Raw genomic sequence first — 18,014 nt, 5'->3', positions numbered from 1 at the left:
CAAATCTGTCCGTAGTCGCATCAGAATTTACGCTGCCGGAAATGCTGCCACTCCGTGCAACGCTGCTGCCTCCATCGATCATCTTCGCCTCTGCTCCCGGGCGTTACTGGCTCACCACAGGCTGCCCATGCCTAGTGGGTATTTGCTAGAACGCTCTCGACCTTGACTCAAACAAACATGCTGGCCCATGTCCGTCTAAGAACACTCATTCTACGCCTTCAGGAGAGGAAAGAAAGGAAGTAGACCTCCAAATCCCCCGGCGCGTAGGTTTTGCACACGGTTGCCCGCAGCTTATCTACTCCTTCTATCCAACGAAGGTTCAGCTAGAGTTGCTTCGATTCGATTAAAAGATAAAGCTCGTAAGCGGAAATTCCATTCTGATCGACATCGTCCAGAAGCGATTTCAGCTCGGTACGACTCTCCTTTAATCGCCGCAGTTCTCGCCCCGCTAGCTGGCCGTTGCCGTCCCGATCGAACTCAACGAAAAGCTTCTGCGTTTCATCAAAGACTCGAGGATTGAGAACTTTCCGTTCCCAGTTCTTCAAGGTTAATTGCATGTAGCCCGCCGAAAGCAAGTACTCAACGCGTGAGACCCTACCATTACGCGAACGATCTAATAGCGTATGCCACTGCGTGATCTCGTTTTGAATGGGTGCGAAACGAACGTTGCCGGCGAAATCCTCTCGCGACCAGTAGCCATCTGCATTGGCATCTAAGCGGAACCAAATTCGCCGAATCTCCTCGGATGAATTCCACCGCACCGAAGCGATCGTCAAGTGAAATTCAGCAGCCGAGATCTTCTCGTTCATATCATGATCGATCAATTTCAACGTTGGCTCGGTAATCGCAGGGGCCTGCATATCTGGTTTTGAGAACCGAAACCAAGCTTGCTGCATTTCAGGATCAGATATATCGCCATTTTGATCCGCATCAATCCAATTGACCAATTCCGTCGAGACGTTCGGATCATCGATCGGAATCAATTCGCTCTGGTCGAGCCCCTGATCATCTTGCTTCTCTAGGTTGTACACACTGCGGGCAATTGCCGGGGGACGAACCATGGTCTCTGGCATATCCTTACCTTGACCAGGCTTTGTCCGAACGCGGATGCGAAAACCATTTCGATTCTTTTCTTCCCCAGCGTCCATCGCCGACTCTTCTTGGGGAAGTGGATTTTGCTGGTTGGCTAGTTGCTCAACATCAGGAAAAGGTGAGCCTTGAGGATCCGCCGGTGTTTTCTCGATCGCAGGTTTTTCGCTTTCTTTTTGCGAATCCGAATTCGCAGCGAGGGTACCTTTAGGAGCGCTAATGGGGGTTTGATCTCCCCCATTTACCGCTACCTGGTTCTGATCTTGCTCGAACATGCCCGTCTGCAAAGCAATCCCTAACCCCATTGCCACCACCACACAGGCCGCCAAGGCCAGCCAAGCTGGGGAGACGGTCGATTTTTTCTTCCGTAACCGATTGGCATTCGAGCGGTCTGCAGAAGAAGCAACCGTCACGAGCGAGGCAGTCCCCTCCGCTAGTGGTGGACTAGGCGGAAGCTCGCCAGGCCGCTCTGCCTGCTGACGCTGGGCAATCTGAGCCAGGATGCCCTGCGAAAAATCGCGGGGCAAAGGTTCCTCAGGCAGGGTACGTACCAGATTAACGGCTTCGACCATCTGGCGATAACGCCTTTGCCACTCAGGAGATGCGGCAAGCATGGCTTCGATTTGCTGACGCTCTTCCGCCGAAACTTCCCCATCCAGGAAAGCAGAAAGAAGTTCGTCGTTAAGTTGCAAATTCATGGAACGATGCCGAGCGAAGTACGATAATTCAATACAATCAACCAAAAACTCTTTACTAGCAAGGACTTACAAAAACAGTTCCTTACTGACAGCAGAGACCATCGTCTCGTGCCAAGCAGTAGATGGGCTTGTAGCGAGGAAAGTTCCCCAAAACCAGGGCAAAACTTCTTCACTAGGGAAATCAGCTCTACTAGCATTATCGCCGTCCCCCCTGTGGCGCCGTAAGTTTCCTCTAAGTTATAGGGTTCCTTTCACCAAACAAGAGCTAGCGGGAAAACCAAAGTGGTTTTTCCTGCGTCTAACTATTTGACTTGCCTGACCGCCTGCAGAGATACCCAGCAATCCTCCATATTTAGGGGATTTCACTGGCAATTCATTGCAGTTTAAGCATCATGCACAGATAATTGGTGTTTTCGATAACCATTCTCGTCTCCCAGCCTATCGCACAGCCGGACCATTGCCCTCATGTACTTTCAGAAGCCCTGCACGGAATTTCGAGCCGGACCCATCTGGATGCTCTTTGCCATCGCTTCGATTCTTGCGGTATCTCTTACGTCGACAGCGTTCGGTCAAGCTAACTCAGACCCATTTGGTGGTACTGTGGAAGCCCAAGCGAGCCCAGGCGGCCCACGTCGTGGTCCAAGGCCTCGGCCAGATGGCCCCCAGCCGGGAGGCCAGCCTCCGCAGGGGAAGCCAGCAGAGGGCAAATCAGCAGAAACACCAGACGCAGGCAAACCTGAAGGCGAAAAGAAACCTGACGAAGCCCCCCAAGGGCCAATCAAGCGAAAAGATGAACCCGATAAACCAGCAGATCCTGAAGAGCTAAAAGTACGCCCCGATGATCAGGGCAAGGTGAGATTCAACTTCCGTGGCCAAGCTTGGCCGGATGTGCTGGACTGGCTCGCAGATATCTCGAATACCAGCCTCGATTGGCAAGAGCTTCCCAGCGACTATCTGAACCTTACGACCCAACGGGCATACTCGGTCGATGAAGTTCGTGATTTGCTGAACGAACGCTTAATGACACGCGGCTACACCATCTTGCAACAACAAGAAGGGATGGTCGTGGCCAAATTGGAAGGGCTTAACCCGGCCCGCGTTCCGCGGGTCCATTCAGAAGACCTACGTCATTGCGACGAGCACGAGTTTGTCAAAGTCTCGTTTCCGCTCAGCTGGCTAATCGCCGAAGATGCCGTAGAAGAATTGAAGCCAATGCTCAGCAAGTACGGCAGCATGTCTGCGCTGGCGACCTCTAATCGCCTGGAAGTAATGGACGTGGCAACCAATCTTCGACAGATGCAGCATATGTTGCAAGAAGAACAATCAGCAGAAGTACGCTCGGCCAAAGTCCATGAATTCTTCCTTCGCTATACCCGGGCAGAGGATGTCATGAACCAACTGCAATCCCTGCTCGGCATGCAAAAAGCAAGCGGTGGGGGTGGCGGTGCGATGAATCCGCAAATGATGCAGCAAATGCAACAGATGCAGCAACAAATGATGCAGCAGATGCAGCAAGCCCAACAACAAGGGGGCAACAAAGCCAAACGAAGCTCGAGCGGCAACAACGATATTCGTTTGGTCATCAACTCGCGCCAGAACAGCATTATCGCCAACGCTCCGCCAGATAAATTGGTGATCATCGCTGAAGCCGTGAAGATGTTTGATGTTCCGCCGCAACCAGGTGCGACCATCGGCGCTAACTTCCAACGGGTGCAAGTCTTTCGTTTAGCCCAACTCGACCCCAAAGCCCTGCAAGCGATGCTTCTACAGGCAGGCAATCTCGATCCGTCCACTCAACTCGTAGCTGACGAAAAAAACAAGGCCTTAATCGCTTACGCGACCCCAGCCGACAAAATCACTATCGAAGCGTTGATTAACAAATTGGACGGCAGCGGACGTCAATTCAAAGTCTTACGTCTTCGTCGCCTGCAAGCCGATTACGTCGCCGGTTCAATCCGTTTCATGATGGGTGAAGGCGAAGAAGAGGACGATAGCAACAGTCGCCGTGGTTACTACTCCTATTACGGGTATGGTCAGCAACAGCAAGAGAACAAAAGCAAAGATAAATTTCGCGTCGATGCCGATGTCGTCAACAATCGGCTCCTGCTGTGGGCCAACGACATCGAGTTGGAATCGATCGAAAATCTCTTGGTGCAACTGGGGGAAATCCCCGCGAACGGCGATCCGCAAGGTGGGCGTCTCAGAACGCTGGAGCTAGGCTCTTCCGACGATGCCGAGAAAATCCTGAAGAAACTCAAAGAGGTTTGGCCACAAGTTTCTCCGGCCCCGCTGGAAATTGAAGCTCCCCAGATTAAGGCCGAATGTCCTGAAAAGCCAGCCAGTGAAGCCAACGAAGCCAAGAAAACAGACCAGCCCACCAAGGATGACACGGCCTCGCATCGTCCCCGCATTCGTGTCCCAGTTCATTTGGCTGCGGTAATGTCCGACTCGTTGCCACCCGCCAACGATGAAACCGTTGCCCAAGCTCCCCAGCAAGCCCCGGACAAGGAAGAACTGGATGAGCTTTCGCAAGAAGAACTCAAGCAACGCTATTTTCCAGACACTTCAGAGAAACCAGACAGCCAGCAGGCATCCAATCAGCCCGTCGTGATCCAGGTCGATGCCAATGGACGGCTAACGCTTTCCTCAAAAAACCCGGCCATGCTGGACTTGCTGGAAGAAGTTCTCGCGGAAATCACCCCTCCGCCTAAAGACTGGGAAGTCTTTGAATTGAAATACGCGAACGCCTACTGGGTTTCCCTCAATCTAGAAGACTTCTTTGATGAAGAAGAGGAAGAAGACTCTGGGATGCCGCGATGGTTTTATAGCTTCGGCCAAGATGAAAAGAAAGAAGATCCTCTACGTCTTTCTCAACGCAAAAAGCTGAAGTTCTTGGCTGACACCGATACCAACACGATCGTCGTGCAGAATGCCAGCGCCGAGCAATTGGCGACGGTCCGCGATTTGGTCAAATTGTACGACAAACCAGAGCCGGTCACCGAAGAAAGAACGCGTCTGAACTCAACCTATGCAGTACGCTATTCCCGGGCTACGGCCATTGCCGAATCGGTTAAGGAAGTCTTTCGCGATCTTCTGTCGTCCAACGACAAATCGCTACAGCAGCAGCAACAAGGAGGTGGCGACCGCGAGAAAACTCCGGAACGCTATGCCAGCGATTACATCTCGCAGACTGGCTCAGGCTTTAATGGCAAGCTGTCGATCGGCGTCGACGATATCTCGAACACGCTGCTGATCTCTGCCGAGGGAGAGCCGTTGATGAATTTAGTGATGGATATGATCAAGCGAATCGACGAATCTGCCAAGCAAGCTTCCACCGTTCGTGTCGTTAACTTACGAACAGGAGTCGGGGGGGACAAGATTCGCGAGCTTTTGAATCAGTTGCTAGAAAAGCAAAACCCCAATCAGCAGCAGCCCAATCAAAATCCCAACGGACAGCCAAACGGCAATCAGCCGCAAAACCAAAACCGCCAACGCGGGCCTAGAGGAGGCTGGCAAAATAGCGGCCAGCCCCAAGCAATTGAGGTAGACAACTAGCAGGCTGTTAAACCTCTTTGCCTTCGGCTTTCCCAATCATCGTGCGGACTTCGTCCGGAATCATCACTGCTTTTTGATTAGCATAATCGAAGTACACGACGCTCGAATCTCCGTCTGCCACGACAGCTTGCTGCGCCGTGCTGTAGACGATGTGCTCGACTTTCATGCTTGTTCCACCGAGCTTAACCATCCGGGCACCAATAAGCACCTGATCAGGGTATCGCAACTGCTTGCGGTAGTTGCAATGGACCGAAACGAGAATCGGACCACAGCCCGAGCCCTCTAGAATTGGATTCAATCCAGAAACTTCCAGGTAGCAAACGCGGGAGGTCTCGAACCAACGCAGGTAAACCACGTTGTTGACATGCTGGAACGAATCCATATCCCCCCACTGAACCGGCACCTTAGCGACCGCCGGAAAGTCGATTAACTCCGGGGGGAGATTTTCAAGATCGTACATTACTCGTCCTAACGGGAAGTGCTTGCCCTGGATCATGGCAAGCATCTGAACCTCAATAGTGGGCTACTGATGCCAATTTTTCAGAGCTGTTTAGTCCAGCCAAGATCGCTCGTCTAATCTGGCTGGTACGTACTCTTCGGTGACATAACTCACACCCTGACTGATCAACGCTTCCACTTCTAATTTGAACCCGTTGTCGAGCATCTTCTGGATTTCTTTCTGCCAGGTCTTTTTGTGCTCGAACCAAGGATAGCTGGCAATCTGTTTTGCCCGCTTGCGGTCGGAATCGTTCAGCGTAATCTGCACGCTAGGAGAAAGATTGCAGCGTTCGTAATCGATGGAGCGCAGGCCAATGAACTTGGCATCGGGCACGGCCATACGTTTCGATTCGTATGCCAGGTTGATCGAGCCTTGCTTGATCACGCTGTAGATGTAGTACCCCCAAGGGTCATTATCGAGTACGCAGTAAATCGGCAGGTTGAGTTCGCTGTTCAAACGAGCCAGCAGCCGCCGCACACCCCGCGATGGCTGTCCGCCACCATGCGTCAGAATGCAATTATGTTTGCGCCAAAACTTGTCCTCGTTGAACCGTTGCCACACGGTACCTTTTTCGACATGCAGGACAAACTTGGCATCGCACTTTACGAACTCGATCGTATCTGGCTCGACAATCGAAGGTATGCCGTAACCGCCGCTCCCCATTCGCGAACAGTCGATCTCGTCCCCTTTGTCTCGCAGGACAATGTTGCCGACCATGTCCCCTTTTTTCTGAGCATAGAGGTGCAGCTCTTCGCGAAGTACATTCAACAGCACTTCCACGTCTTCGATAATCGGATCACTTTCGGCCTGATCAGAGAAGGTTTCTTCCTTGGTGCCGGCGATGGTGTGTTTAAGCAGGTAGTAGAGACCTCGGATACTGGTCGACTTGCCTTCTTCAATCAGCTGTTTACAACCGCTGCCCACCAGCATGGTTTGCATATAGCTCTTGGCTTGATTCAAGTTAAAGAGCTGTCGCCCGGTGGTGTTCTTGCCCATCTCCAAAATTCGTTGCGTCTTATTGAAACGCACATTCGAGAGCGTCCGAGTCGGAATATCCATTTTCGGATCACGAACCCGTCCAGCTGCCGTGACAACACTGTCAGCCATACTGACTAGTTGCTTCAGCGTATAGACGTCCTTCTTCGTCAACTCGACGTCTGACTTGGGAGCTTCCTTCTTCGGGGCTTTTTTCTTGGCCATCCTCGCCGCCTGATCGTTAGAACTTGTGGAATCTGGGAGAAATTTCCGCATTGCGAAGAACGTATCAGAATAACGCACTTCGCCCGGTTCGAGAATGGCCTTCCCCCAGACAAACGCGATCACTGTGGAACTGAGGTAGCATGCCGAAACACGGCAGCAGTGATGGCATAAGTGCAGGAAACGCTCTAATTCGCCGCCCTGAGGGCTTCAATCGGGTCGAGATCAGCGGCTCGACTGGCGGGGTAAAGTCCGAACACGACCCCCACAATCACCGAAATTCCAAAAGCCAACGGAATCGAAAGCGGCACGATCAAGGGGCGAACGTCTCGAATGGTATCTGGCAGTTCGGCCACAAGGGCAGGATCGTAGGCGTTGGCGAGAAAACGGGCCAGGTCGACCGCAGGAATGCAAAGCAGCCCCCCTAACACCCCAGTCAAACCACCCACCACCGACAGAACGATGGTTTCGACCAGGAACTGGCGAATGATATCACCTCGCTTGGCCCCCAGAGCGCGGCGAATACCAATTTCTCGCGTGCGTTCGGTGACCGTGGCGAGCATGATATTCATGATCCCAATACCACCGACCAGCAAAGAAATGGCCGCAATCAAACCCATAAAGACCATGAACATAAACTTGGTCTGCTTCGCTTGCTCCAGCAGCTCTAGCGGAACAACCACAGAGACATCACGCAGCCGATTGTGATGCGAAAGACTTTCGCGGACTAATTCGGCGGTGTTCATCACATGATCCACATTGCCGACTTTGAGCGTCACTTGGTTAAGCTCGACGATTTCTCCCGAGAACGACCCACTTTCACGGGTAATGATGTAGTCGCTCATCCGTTGCCACAATGTGGTAATCGGAATGTAAACATCTTTATCGAACTCTTGGCCTGAGAGACTTCCCCCCACAGCAGCCGTCGCCCCTTTAGGCTTCAGCACGCCGACGACGACATATTCGTCTTGGTCAACGTGAACGGTTTTGCCGATCGGTTTTTCAAACTGAAACAAAGCTTCCGCAACTTCGGCGGCAAGCACACAAACGTTTGACTCACGTTCGACTTCGACCTGAGAAATAAAGTGCCCCCGGCCTCCTTGGACTTCCAAGTGATTCAGCTGTGCGTACTCCGGCGTGCAGCCGACCAATCGTCCATGAACGGTGTTCGGTCCTCGGCGAATCTGCCGGCGAATTTCTCGGATAGGGGTGGCCGTATCGACCGAGTGCAACGTTTCGTCGAGCAAACGCCAGTCGTCGCGAGTTAGCCCGTACGTTAACGGCCCGCGCTGCTCTGCCGTGGCTTCCGACGGCGGCTTTACGGTGCGAACGATGATATTTTCAGCACCCAGTTTTTCGATCTGCTGCTGTGCTTTGGCACTAATGCCTTCGCTGATTGCCAGCAACCAAATCACGCTCGCAACGCCGATGAAGATACCAAGAATCGTCAGCAGCGACCGCATGGGGTGCAGCAGCAAGCTTTTGATTCCAAGTTTCCAGATGCGAAGTCCGAGCATATTAAACGTCTTCTTCTAGGTTAAGTCATACTCAGGGCCGAAGTATCCATGCCACCACGCCCCATGGCCGAACGACGATTCTCCACCGGATGATCTTCTTTGATCAGCCCGTCCATTAAGCGGATCGAACGTTTGGCGTGGTGCGAAACATCGTCTTCGTGCGTGACGAGAATAATCGTTCGCCCTTCATTATTGAGGGTCTCGAACAACTGCAGGATCTCTTCGGTGGTCTTCGAGTCGAGATTGCCAGTCGGTTCGTCAGCCAAGATGTAATCAGGGTTGTTGATCAAACTTCGCGCAACCGCCACACGCTGTTGCTGCCCACCTGAAAGCTGAGTCGGGCGGTGCCCCATCCGATCGCCCAGGCCAACCATCTTGGCCAGCTCGCGGCTGCGGCGATGGTCGGCAGCGGTAACGTTGCCTCGATAGAAAAGAGGAACTTCAATGTTCTCGATCACCGTCAACTGCTGGATCAAGTTGTAGGACTGGAACACAAAGCCAATCCGCGACGCCCGTAAGTAGGAAAGCTGATCGTCGCTAAGCGTACTGGTATCGTGACCACCCAGGACCACCTGGCCTGATGAAGGGCGGTCGAGGCAACCGAGCATATTCAGCAGGGTGCTTTTGCCGGAACCTGAGGTTCCCATGATCGAAACGTAGTCACCCTCAGGAACATCGAAGTTAATGCCTCGCAGGGCATGAACGGTTTCCCCTTTGAGGTGATAAATCTTCTTGAGTTCAACTACGCGCGTGGCGTAATTCACTGGGCGCCTCCAACTGGCTTGGTAGGCTGGTCTTCGGCAACCCGGACCGTATCATCCTGCGAGCCTGCCGGACCAGCGGAATCGGGTTTCTGGGAGAAGCGAGACGGTTCGCCAGCAAAGCCATCGCCGGCTGGGCCTCTTTCCCGAGCAGCACGGTCAACGAGGCGTTCTTCTCCCGTTGCAGTATCCTGTTCGCCTGGGCTGCCTGGTCCTGCGCCAGGCGAAGGGCGCCCACCAGGGCCACCTTCACTCGGGGCACCTGGGCCTGGCCCACGTCCTCCTGGTCCACCAGGGCGGCCTTCTCGACCTTCTCCTCTAGGACCGCCGGGGCCTCTAGGACCTTCCGTGGAATCCCCCCCTTGCAAGTCACGTGCAGGCTTCTCGCCCGGAGCGATTTCGGGCATTACCACCATATCTAGCATGCGGCGGGGGCTTAACGAAACCAACTCGTTTGCCTGTAGTCCGCTGTTGATCACCACAAAACGGGAGTTGTTCGAGCCGACTTCGACTTGGCGTGGCTCGAGTTCTTCGCCGTTACGTACGATGCAGTAATAATGATCTCCATGAGGCATCACGCATTGCACGGGCACCTGGACAACATTTTCCAAGGACTCGACATGGATCGCCACATTCGCGGTTAGTCCCGGCTTAATCAATTTCGGAGGTTCTGCAATCTCGATGATCGAGGCGTAACGCTTGACCTGGGGACCGAAACGGCTGATCGGTTCGGGGTATTCGTTAACCTTAATCACCTTGCCCTTAAGGGTCATTTTGTCGAACGCGTCCAGCGTGATAGTCGCCGGCATACCAACATCCACCAGCGAAACCCGCGACTCGTTGATCATTACGTTGACTTGCATCGCGCTGTAGTCAGGCAGGCGAATAATGGTTTGACGTTCTCGCACCGTCGCACCTGGTTCGACGATAAATTCCGAGGCTTCACGATTGCCTCGCTCGTTGGCGTAAACCACCTGGCCCGAAGCAGGTGCCCGAAGGGTACAGTTCTCGATTTGCTCTTCAATGAACTCAAGCCGCTTTTGCTCGATACTATTTCGCTCTCTGGCCGATTCGAGGTCGGCTTGAGCCACACCAATCGCACTTTGCAGCTCTTTAATTTTCTTTTCTTTGGTGTTCTCGACCAGAACTTTCAGCTTGAGCTTGGCATTGGCCAATTCGGTCTGTGCCTTCTCGACGGCAAATTCATCCCCCTCTAGCTGCAACGAGGTCACGTACCCCTTAGCCGCTAAGCGAGAGCTATAGTGGAAGTATTCTTGTGCCCGCTTCCAAGTTTCCTGAGCGTAGGTAATCTCGGCTTCGATTTCCTGCTTCTCTTGCACGAAAAGACCGTCGACATACTCGGTCATCGCAATCTGAGCCGCATCCAATGTGTTCTGGGCCTTGGCTAAACCGGCTAACGACCCGCTGAGATCTAATTTTTGCAGTTTCGCTTCTTCTTCCAGTGCCGAGGAATCGAGACGTACGAGGAGATCCCCTTCTTGGACGACCTTTCCCTCTTCGATCACCCACAGAATCTCAAACGTCTTCGACTCGCGGGTGCCACGTACCTGGGAAATCACATCCACATTCCGGGCACTCTCGACTTCCCCTTGCTCCACAACGTCGTGAACGAAATCTCCCACTTCAACCAAGTGAAACATTTCTTCGTTGAGGACTACGGTTGGCTTTCCCGTGGAAATAAAGAAGTAGCCAGCCGCACCTGCCAGTGCGAGCCCAGCCACCGCCACCTTCGCGAAGTAACCCCGCCGAGACATTCGCCTCGCGCGATGAGCCGCTGGGGAAGCAGTCGATGAAATTGGATTTCCGAACTTAGCGCTAGCCATGGACAATTTCTCAATGCGGGAAGGGTGCATGGAGCGAACCATGGATTTCCATGCACAAGGATGTAAAGAAGGGGAGGGATCGCCCCTGAGGAAGGCGTCCCCCATTCTAACCGACAAGCCTCCGATTTGCACGCCATTTTTTGACGCTGTTTGTCGAAGGCGGTGCCCCTAAATCGTGCAATAGCCGAATGTTATCGACAATTCAGTCGCAGCTTTGTGCACCGAGAAAAATCCTTGGCCATCTCGGCGCGCCTAGGAGATGAAACCCCGCGAATCGCTAAAAGATTCCCTTCAGGCTCAAAGATTGTCGAAACATTTGTCAGCCTCGCTAGCTAAATTCTTTCTACTGGACCAGAATCAAGCAACAGGCAATTCGGCTAATTCCGCAAAACTAAGAGAATAATGGGGTTTAGGGGCAACATTAATCCACTGACCCCGTTTTAGTTCGGAGGTTCTAAATTGGGATTAACCGGCTGAACGCCTTCTGGCTGCATCAGTTGCCCAGGTGGCAACTCCTCTAAAATCTCTACCGGCGTATCTGGGTCGTCGGCAGGGTTCGCCTCGGTTCGCGATTCAATTCCTTCCAAGGCTCTCTGTTCCTGGTGGAAGTCGGGCAGATCGCTTTGAGGCCCCATATTCTCGACCTGTTCTTCCCAGAACTTACCGTCGACGGGACCTGGATCAATCCAAATCCCCCGATCATCCAATTGAATCGTTCCCATATCGACATCCAGCCCGCGACGAAGAACCTCGTAGCTCACGCCCACCGAGAGGAAATCGTTCTGAGCAGACAACAAACTATCTAAGGCATTCAACAAGTCTCGAGCCGTACTGGAATTGAACTGTTGGTTGGTTTGATTCGGCTTGGCAGGCTCTTGAAGTCGCAATTGTGTCCGTTCCACCTGAGAAATCGCCACTTGAACGGCGGCTCGCCGTAGCTCGAAGTTAATGCGATTCAAGTCCATCGTACGAAGCGTACTTCGTAGCCCTTGGCTGATTCGATCTCGATATTGGTAATAGGCACGTCGTGTCCGCTGGAAAGCAATTAACGATTCTCGGTAGTTGTTACGTTCCACCAAGCGAGTCAAAGGAGCATCCCATTCCAAACCAGCCCGCAGGCGACCATTGTCGCTATTGAATTTAACCGAATTGTCCCCTCCAACGTTGCCAATTTCCCCACTAAAGACGACGTCTAGATCGCTAAGCAAATCGTTCGCCACAACTTGAATATTTCGCCAGGCGTCGACATAGGCCGCTTGGGCGTTCATCCAATCAAGGCGATGAATACGAGCCACCTTCAAAGCGGTCTCGGAATTAATATCGACCGGTACTAGGCTGACCGTCTCGGTTCGGGCACGCGCTTGAACAAGAGACAAGCCTAGAACATCCGCAATCAACGTTTGCACTTCATCCGGAACCGGGTCAAAAACAACACCCTTGGCCTGGGTATACAATTGATCAGGCGTCAGATTGGGGCCCTGCTCCAAGAGCACAGCGACCTCTTGGTCAATCTTATCCAAAATGCCTCGATGCTGTGCGAATCGCTGCTTCAAGTCTCCTAGAATGATACGCAGCTGCGGCGGCAGATCTTCCAAGCGTTTCGTGCTGAGCACGCCGTTAGAAACCGTTTCCTGCGGCACTTCCTCACTGTAGCCGGCCAGCTTCTCCTGGATCTTTTGCAAGTCCTCGACACGCGTAGGCAAAACCTCTTCTAGGTAAGCAACGTCCTCTTCCACCAACGGATACAGGTCTTCATCAATCAACTGCAAGATGGCTTTCAATTGGGCAGTCAGTGCGCGCAGGTTCTCAAACCGCTGCTTCACGTTCTCGTCCCATACCAGTTCGCCTCTGAATGGCTTGTTGGGATCGATCTCTTCAGGATCAGGCAGGACTTCCAGCAGCGACGTACCAACGGTCCCTTGAATATCGTTCAACTTGTTGGTGATTGGTGTAAACACCGGGTCGATCAGATTGAATTGTTCAAAGAAACGATCTCGCTCTAGCTGGACATTGATTTCCGGCGGAAGCCCCATCGTGATCTTAAACTGGTCAAGCGAGTTCTGGAGGGTCGTTTTACTCGACAAGAGCGAGCTTTGCGTCTGGAACAGCGACTGCCGGGTCAATTCCACCTGGAACGAGTCGATTCGCCCCGATTCAAAGAACGCTTCCAGTTGGGCTAAGCTGCTCCGTAACGAAGCGATATTGCTTTCCTGGTTGCGAATGGTTTGTTGACGCTGCAATAGCCCGTAATAGCCACTGGCGTTGAACGCACCGTTGGGGCCAATGGAAGGAACGCCTCCCACGTTGCCTGGTCCAGGGGCCAAACCGCGACCGGCGATGATGTCTAAGTAAAACGACTGGTTGAAGCGTTCCATCGAACGCACGCTGGCCAAGAGATCACGCTCTTGCTGGGTCAGATTCTCTAACACCACTTTGCGGCCACCATTCCGCAAAAGCGGTTGCACCAGCGAAAAATCGATCAACGAGTTCACCGAATGTGTGTCCGGGCCCGAGAATTCCCACATAATGTTATTGGCTAAGCCAACCACCAATTGACCACCGGTGGCGAACAGCTTTTCCATTTGGATATTACGGGTGTTCGCTTCCAACACACTGGAAGAAGAGCCAGCCCGAGCCGGACCAGTTGCCGTAAAGAAGGTTTCGTAACCCCCAAAGAACTGCGCATCAAACCGGAATCGCTGGAAGCTGACATTCAACGCTGAGATATACAAATCCTCGAGTGCTCGCTGATAATCAGGCGAGTTCAAGCGAGCGATTTCCACGGCTTTATCACCATCGAGAAGCAGTGTTCCTTCTTCGTTGAGTGGCAAGTAGGCCAGCCAGTTGGGGTTCGCGACTTCGTTGGTAACGCCGTTACGTTCCCAGCCCCAGTAGGCCTTTTTCCCATCCACCACTTCCATAAACTGATGGGCTGCCGGGTCGTCGGTTGGCATCGGCGGGCAGTCGGGGCTAAACGGATCGAACATACGCGACCGAGGGTCCGGAGTGATTGAAGTGCGATCCAAATGCCAGCGTGGATCGCTGTTCTTTTCCGCGACCAGAAAATAAGCATCGTTGTCTGCTTGCGTGCGGTAAAACGCCTGCGACCGGCAACCGGCCAGCAGGGCTCCTGCAATGAGCGAACCGACCAACATCGTCCAAGAGACCAGGATGTTGGCGAATGACGCGTTCCGATAATGAACTGTATGGTTTCTCATGATGACCCTAGTTCCCTTTAGGCGGCGTGGGGTTTGGAAAGGGAAACCGATCGGGAGGCGACCGGTCGGGAATTCAGCGATGCCCCTAAGATGGAGACGAGCTTTCGCAAACCAGCAACTAGTGTCCGCGGATCGACTGGCAACTGATCGAACTGCCAGGCGTCGTGGAACTGGGGCAGTATCTCTTCCAGGCGCTGTTTGCCGTTATCGGTCAGCGTCCAAAACTGCCGTCTCCGATCATGCGGATCGCGCTGCGGATGAATCCAGTCTTCTTGCCGCAGTTGCTCTACCAAGTGGCTTAGCTGGGCAGGCGAGATCCCTACCATTTTGGCCAAGCTAGACTGCGAAAGCGTCTTCCGCAGATTCTGATGGCAGAGGATTAGAATAAAAAAGGCGTTTTCCGAAAGATTAAACGGAGCAACTACTTGCGCAATCGCGGCCCGCATCGTTTTTTCACACGATGCCATCTCGATCGCCATGCCTATCAGCTCAACCGCGTCCTGCGGCATCGCTGGCTCGGAACTTGCCATGAATTCCATCCCTGGAATATTAGGTAGAGACAGCCTATGCCTGTCCGACCACTTGGCCGGCAAGGCATAAGAAGCTTGGGTTCGTTTTGCAGCGAACCATTCCGGGGGAGAACGTTCCGCTGTCGATATCTTTCGACAAACAATCGTTCGAACTTGAACGATTTTGTCGATCGTAAGACCGGTAGTTAAGTCATTTTGTGACCTAACCTTTTTTAAGATTTGCAGTTAGGAAAATGGCCGTTGAACACAACAGACTTGACGACCCAAAATACCCAATTTATGATCTGAAGGTGATTTCTGCAGAATGCTTACGCATTTTGCGTGAAATGCCAAGGGTCTGAAGTACAATACACGGATGGATTTGCGCATCCCTCGTTTGCCTCATGGAGGGCAATGGATGCTAGAACGCAGATCTGGCCCCAATCCTTTTCTATTACCGTCACGACCGTTAACTATCAGAACCTAGGCCCACATGACCGTCTTTTACATTGTCATTGCCGTGCTCGTTCTGCTGTTTGGGTTCTTCTCGTACCTGAACGCGGCCAACTGGAATGTTCTGCACGTGTTGGGCTTGTTCCTGACCTTTGGCGCTGGCTTTGCTTACCTTGTGCTAGCCGCTGCCACGCTGAGAACCGAAACATCCTGGAAAAACACAGCCGAAAAGCTGCAAGAGCAGGTCGCAGTCCAAGAAGCCAAGATTGAACAGCTAGAAAACGGTTTTTCGCTCGATCCGCGTACGGGGCGTTTAAATGTTGTTGAAAACGAAGCCGACAGCCTTTCCGGCGCAGAAGCCGAACTAAAGCGAATAATGTACGATCGTGGTCGTCTCTGGCGAAACGTAAGCCGAGGGGCCATCAACAACAATCAAATCAATTTGTCGCTGCCTCCTATCCAAGTCGCAGCTTCGGGCGATCCAGAAGCCCCGGCAGCCGCGCCCGCAGCAACTCAGCCACCTCGTTCGTTAGCAGTGAACGATATCGTCTATGCGTTTGGCCAGATGCCCTTATCGCCCGAACAGCCCAAAATTCAGGTTCCGGCCTATTTCATTGGCGAATTTGTCGTGAAAGCAGTTAACGCACAAAATCTAACCGTTGAACCGACCACCAAGCTCGAGCCCATCCAGCAAAAAGCAATCAGCCAGTCGAATCCCTGGATGCTGTACGACAAGATGCCGGTCGACGAGTATGAAATCTTTGAAAGCATGGACGACGAACAACTGGCCACGTTGCTTCGCGATGCCGGCGCTCGTCTGGGCTTGCCCCAACCGTTGTCTGACGAAATGGTCGTCCGCTTCCAACGTACCGGCGAAGCCGCCCAGAACGATGATCCTGAACTAACCGTCATGAGCAAGGTGACCTTCCAACAAGACTACGAAGTCACGGTCGACGCCGAAACGGAAACCACCGGCGTCACCCAAGAGTTCGAGCCAGCCTCGGGCCTTGCCATCGCTGGCTTCCTGAAGCAGGGCTCTCCGACCAAAATCACCAAAGGCACGCAGGTCATCATGTCCCTTGCCGGCGAAAAAGGGAAAGCCTTGGTGGATCAGGGAATTGTGACGATCGATGAAAAACTGTACTACCGCCCGTTAAACGACTTTGCCTTCCAGTTTCACGCCTACAAAGCTCAGGTCGAAGCGTTGCAAGACACGGCCTATGTCCTGAACCAGTCGATCGAAATGTTCAAAAAATCGGAACAAATCGCCAAGGACGTTGTGGCTTACCGCAGCCAAGAGAAGGCCAAGCTACAAGATGATAAGTCCAAGGTCGTCTACGAACAGGAACAAATTGCCAAGTACAAGACTCGGCTGATGGACTATCTCACAGAAACGCTGAAAATCAACAGCCAGCTCTACCGTACCAATCAAACGTTGGTCGAAGAACTGAAGCGGGCCAGCGACGAAGTGATGCAAAGGCTAGAGCAGCAGCGGCTTGAGCAATCGAGTTCTGACTCGCTCACACTGGCCAACTGAACAAGATCAACTAGTTATCCAGTTGACCTTGTCCATGGGTAGGCGATTCAAGTTCCAGGAGATTCCTGCGGGGCATTCTTGCCGATCCTCCTCCTAAGCTATCACTTGTTCGCCATTGGCACCCGCGCGAGACTTCAAGCGAGATAACTTTCCTTTCTTGAACTGCACTGCACTTTTTTCCTCGGCGCACCTAAGATAAGGTGTGTGAAGGCACGTCACACTACTCTACGTGCAATGATTCGGCACCCAGCTTGGGCTAGGAAATGGGTCTCTACGATCGGGAATACTACCGCGAACCTGAAGGGCAGATGTCTTTCAACATGTCAGGGCAGTCCGCCACCATGTTGTTGGTGTATGCCAACGTCGGCATATTTTTGATCGACTGGGTCTTTCAACTTGAGCTGATCAATACATTCGGCGTCCATGCCGACACGCTTTACGAGCCCAAGCTCTGGTACCAGTTTCTTACTTACGGCTTTCTCCATTACACCAAGACCGTCTGGCATATTCTGATGAATATGTTCGTCTTGTGGATGTTTGGACGTTTCGTCGAAGACCGCTATGGCAAAGCTGAGTTTTTGAAGATCTACTTCATCAGCATTGTTTTCTGTGGCCTGGTCTGGAACTTGGTGACCTTGGCTGAGTTCAACTTCAAAGTTCCCACCACCGTCTACGAGATGGTCGGGGCGTCGGGGGCAATCTCGACGATCATGACGTTGTTCATTTGCCTTTATCCCAAAATGACGCTCTACCTCGGCATGATCTTTCCGGTGCCGGCTTGGGTGGCAGGGGTAATCATTTTGCTGCTAAACCTGTTTGGCCAAGATGAACAGGTCGCTTACTCGGCTCACTTAGCAGGTATCGGGCTCGGTCTGGCTTACTTTTTCAGCGGCATTAACCTGGGAAGAATCATCCCCAGCAAGATTTCTCTACCGAAATGGTCGCTGCGTTCCCGTCCACGTCTGAGGGTTCATACTGAGGAAGACGAGTACGATCCGTACAACGATTCCGACGAAGAAGCGGAACGTATTTTGGACAAAGTCCGCGAATCGGGCATGGGTTCGCTCAGCGAGACCGAACGACGCAAGCTCGAAGCCTACAGCCGGCGAATGCGGCAGAAATTGAGCTGACGTTCCG

Annotated in this window: 11 protein-coding genes; 3 read left to right on the top strand and 8 right to left on the bottom strand. The window is 52.8% G+C overall.

Features of this window, described 5'->3' with window-relative positions; translation table 11 throughout:
• Window positions 1–323: 323 nt before the first annotated feature.
• Window positions 324–1,787, bottom strand: coding sequence for a hypothetical protein (locus DTL42_RS14375; protein ID WP_147274288.1), 1,464 nt, complete (start codon window positions 1,785–1,787; stop codon window positions 324–326).
• A 513-nt stretch (window positions 1,788–2,300) separates the two neighbouring features.
• Between DTL42_RS14375 and DTL42_RS14370 the strand changes: the two genes are divergently transcribed.
• Window positions 2,301–5,342, top strand: coding sequence for a secretin N-terminal domain-containing protein (locus tag DTL42_RS14370; RefSeq protein ID WP_158545384.1), 3,042 nt, complete (start codon window positions 2,301–2,303; stop codon window positions 5,340–5,342).
• Window positions 5,343–5,349: 7 nt separating this feature from the next.
• On the opposite strand, the gene DTL42_RS14365 is transcribed toward DTL42_RS14370, so the two are convergent.
• The 7 genes from DTL42_RS14365 to DTL42_RS14335 form a co-directional block, all read right to left on the bottom strand.
• Window positions 5,350–5,802 carry an acyl-CoA thioesterase gene (locus tag DTL42_RS14365; protein WP_114369529.1) on the bottom strand — a complete coding sequence of 151 codons (453 nt, stop codon included), beginning with the start codon at window positions 5,800–5,802 and terminating at the stop codon, window positions 5,350–5,352.
• A 90-nt stretch (window positions 5,803–5,892) separates the two neighbouring features.
• The gene (locus DTL42_RS14360) at window positions 5,893–7,041 is read right to left on the bottom strand and encodes a DNA topoisomerase IV subunit A (protein WP_114369423.1); all 1,149 of its coding nucleotides are present in this window, start codon (window positions 7,039–7,041) and stop codon (window positions 5,893–5,895) included.
• Between the two features lie 185 nt (window positions 7,042–7,226).
• Entirely contained in the window at window positions 7,227–8,555 is a 1,329-nt protein-coding gene (locus DTL42_RS14355) for an ABC transporter permease (RefSeq protein ID WP_114369422.1), read from the bottom strand.
• A 20-nt stretch (window positions 8,556–8,575) separates the two neighbouring features.
• Window positions 8,576–9,319, bottom strand: a complete 744-nt coding sequence (locus tag DTL42_RS14350; protein WP_114369421.1) for an ABC transporter ATP-binding protein — start codon at window positions 9,317–9,319, stop codon at window positions 8,576–8,578.
• Complete coding sequence (locus DTL42_RS14345) at window positions 9,316–11,160, bottom strand: efflux RND transporter periplasmic adaptor subunit (RefSeq protein ID WP_158545383.1); 1,845 nt, start codon at window positions 11,158–11,160, stop codon at window positions 9,316–9,318. Before DTL42_RS14345 ends, DTL42_RS14350 begins: the two co-directional genes overlap by 4 nt.
• Before the next feature lie 440 nt (window positions 11,161–11,600).
• Window positions 11,601–14,378 carry a TolC family protein gene (locus DTL42_RS14340; RefSeq protein WP_114369419.1) on the bottom strand — a complete coding sequence of 926 codons (2,778 nt, stop codon included), beginning with the start codon at window positions 14,376–14,378 and terminating at the stop codon, window positions 11,601–11,603.
• A 17-nt stretch (window positions 14,379–14,395) separates the two neighbouring features.
• Window positions 14,396–14,908 carry a MarR family winged helix-turn-helix transcriptional regulator gene (locus DTL42_RS14335; protein ID WP_158545382.1) on the bottom strand — a complete coding sequence of 171 codons (513 nt, stop codon included), beginning with the start codon at window positions 14,906–14,908 and terminating at the stop codon, window positions 14,396–14,398.
• A gap of 472 nt (window positions 14,909–15,380) precedes the next feature.
• Between DTL42_RS14335 and DTL42_RS14330 the strand changes: the two genes are divergently transcribed.
• Entirely contained in the window at window positions 15,381–16,877 is a 1,497-nt protein-coding gene (locus tag DTL42_RS14330; RefSeq protein ID WP_114369417.1) for a hypothetical protein, read from the top strand.
• A gap of 263 nt (window positions 16,878–17,140) precedes the next feature.
• Entirely contained in the window at window positions 17,141–18,007 is an 867-nt protein-coding gene (locus DTL42_RS14325) for a rhomboid family intramembrane serine protease (RefSeq protein ID WP_114369416.1), read from the top strand.
• Window positions 18,008–18,014 lie beyond the last annotated feature (7 nt).

It is taken from the genome of Bremerella cremea (genome assembly GCF_003335505.1).
Classification (GTDB): Bacteria; Planctomycetota; Planctomycetia; order Pirellulales; family Pirellulaceae; genus Bremerella; species Bremerella cremea_A.
This window is presented reverse-complemented; position numbering and strand designations above follow the sequence as displayed.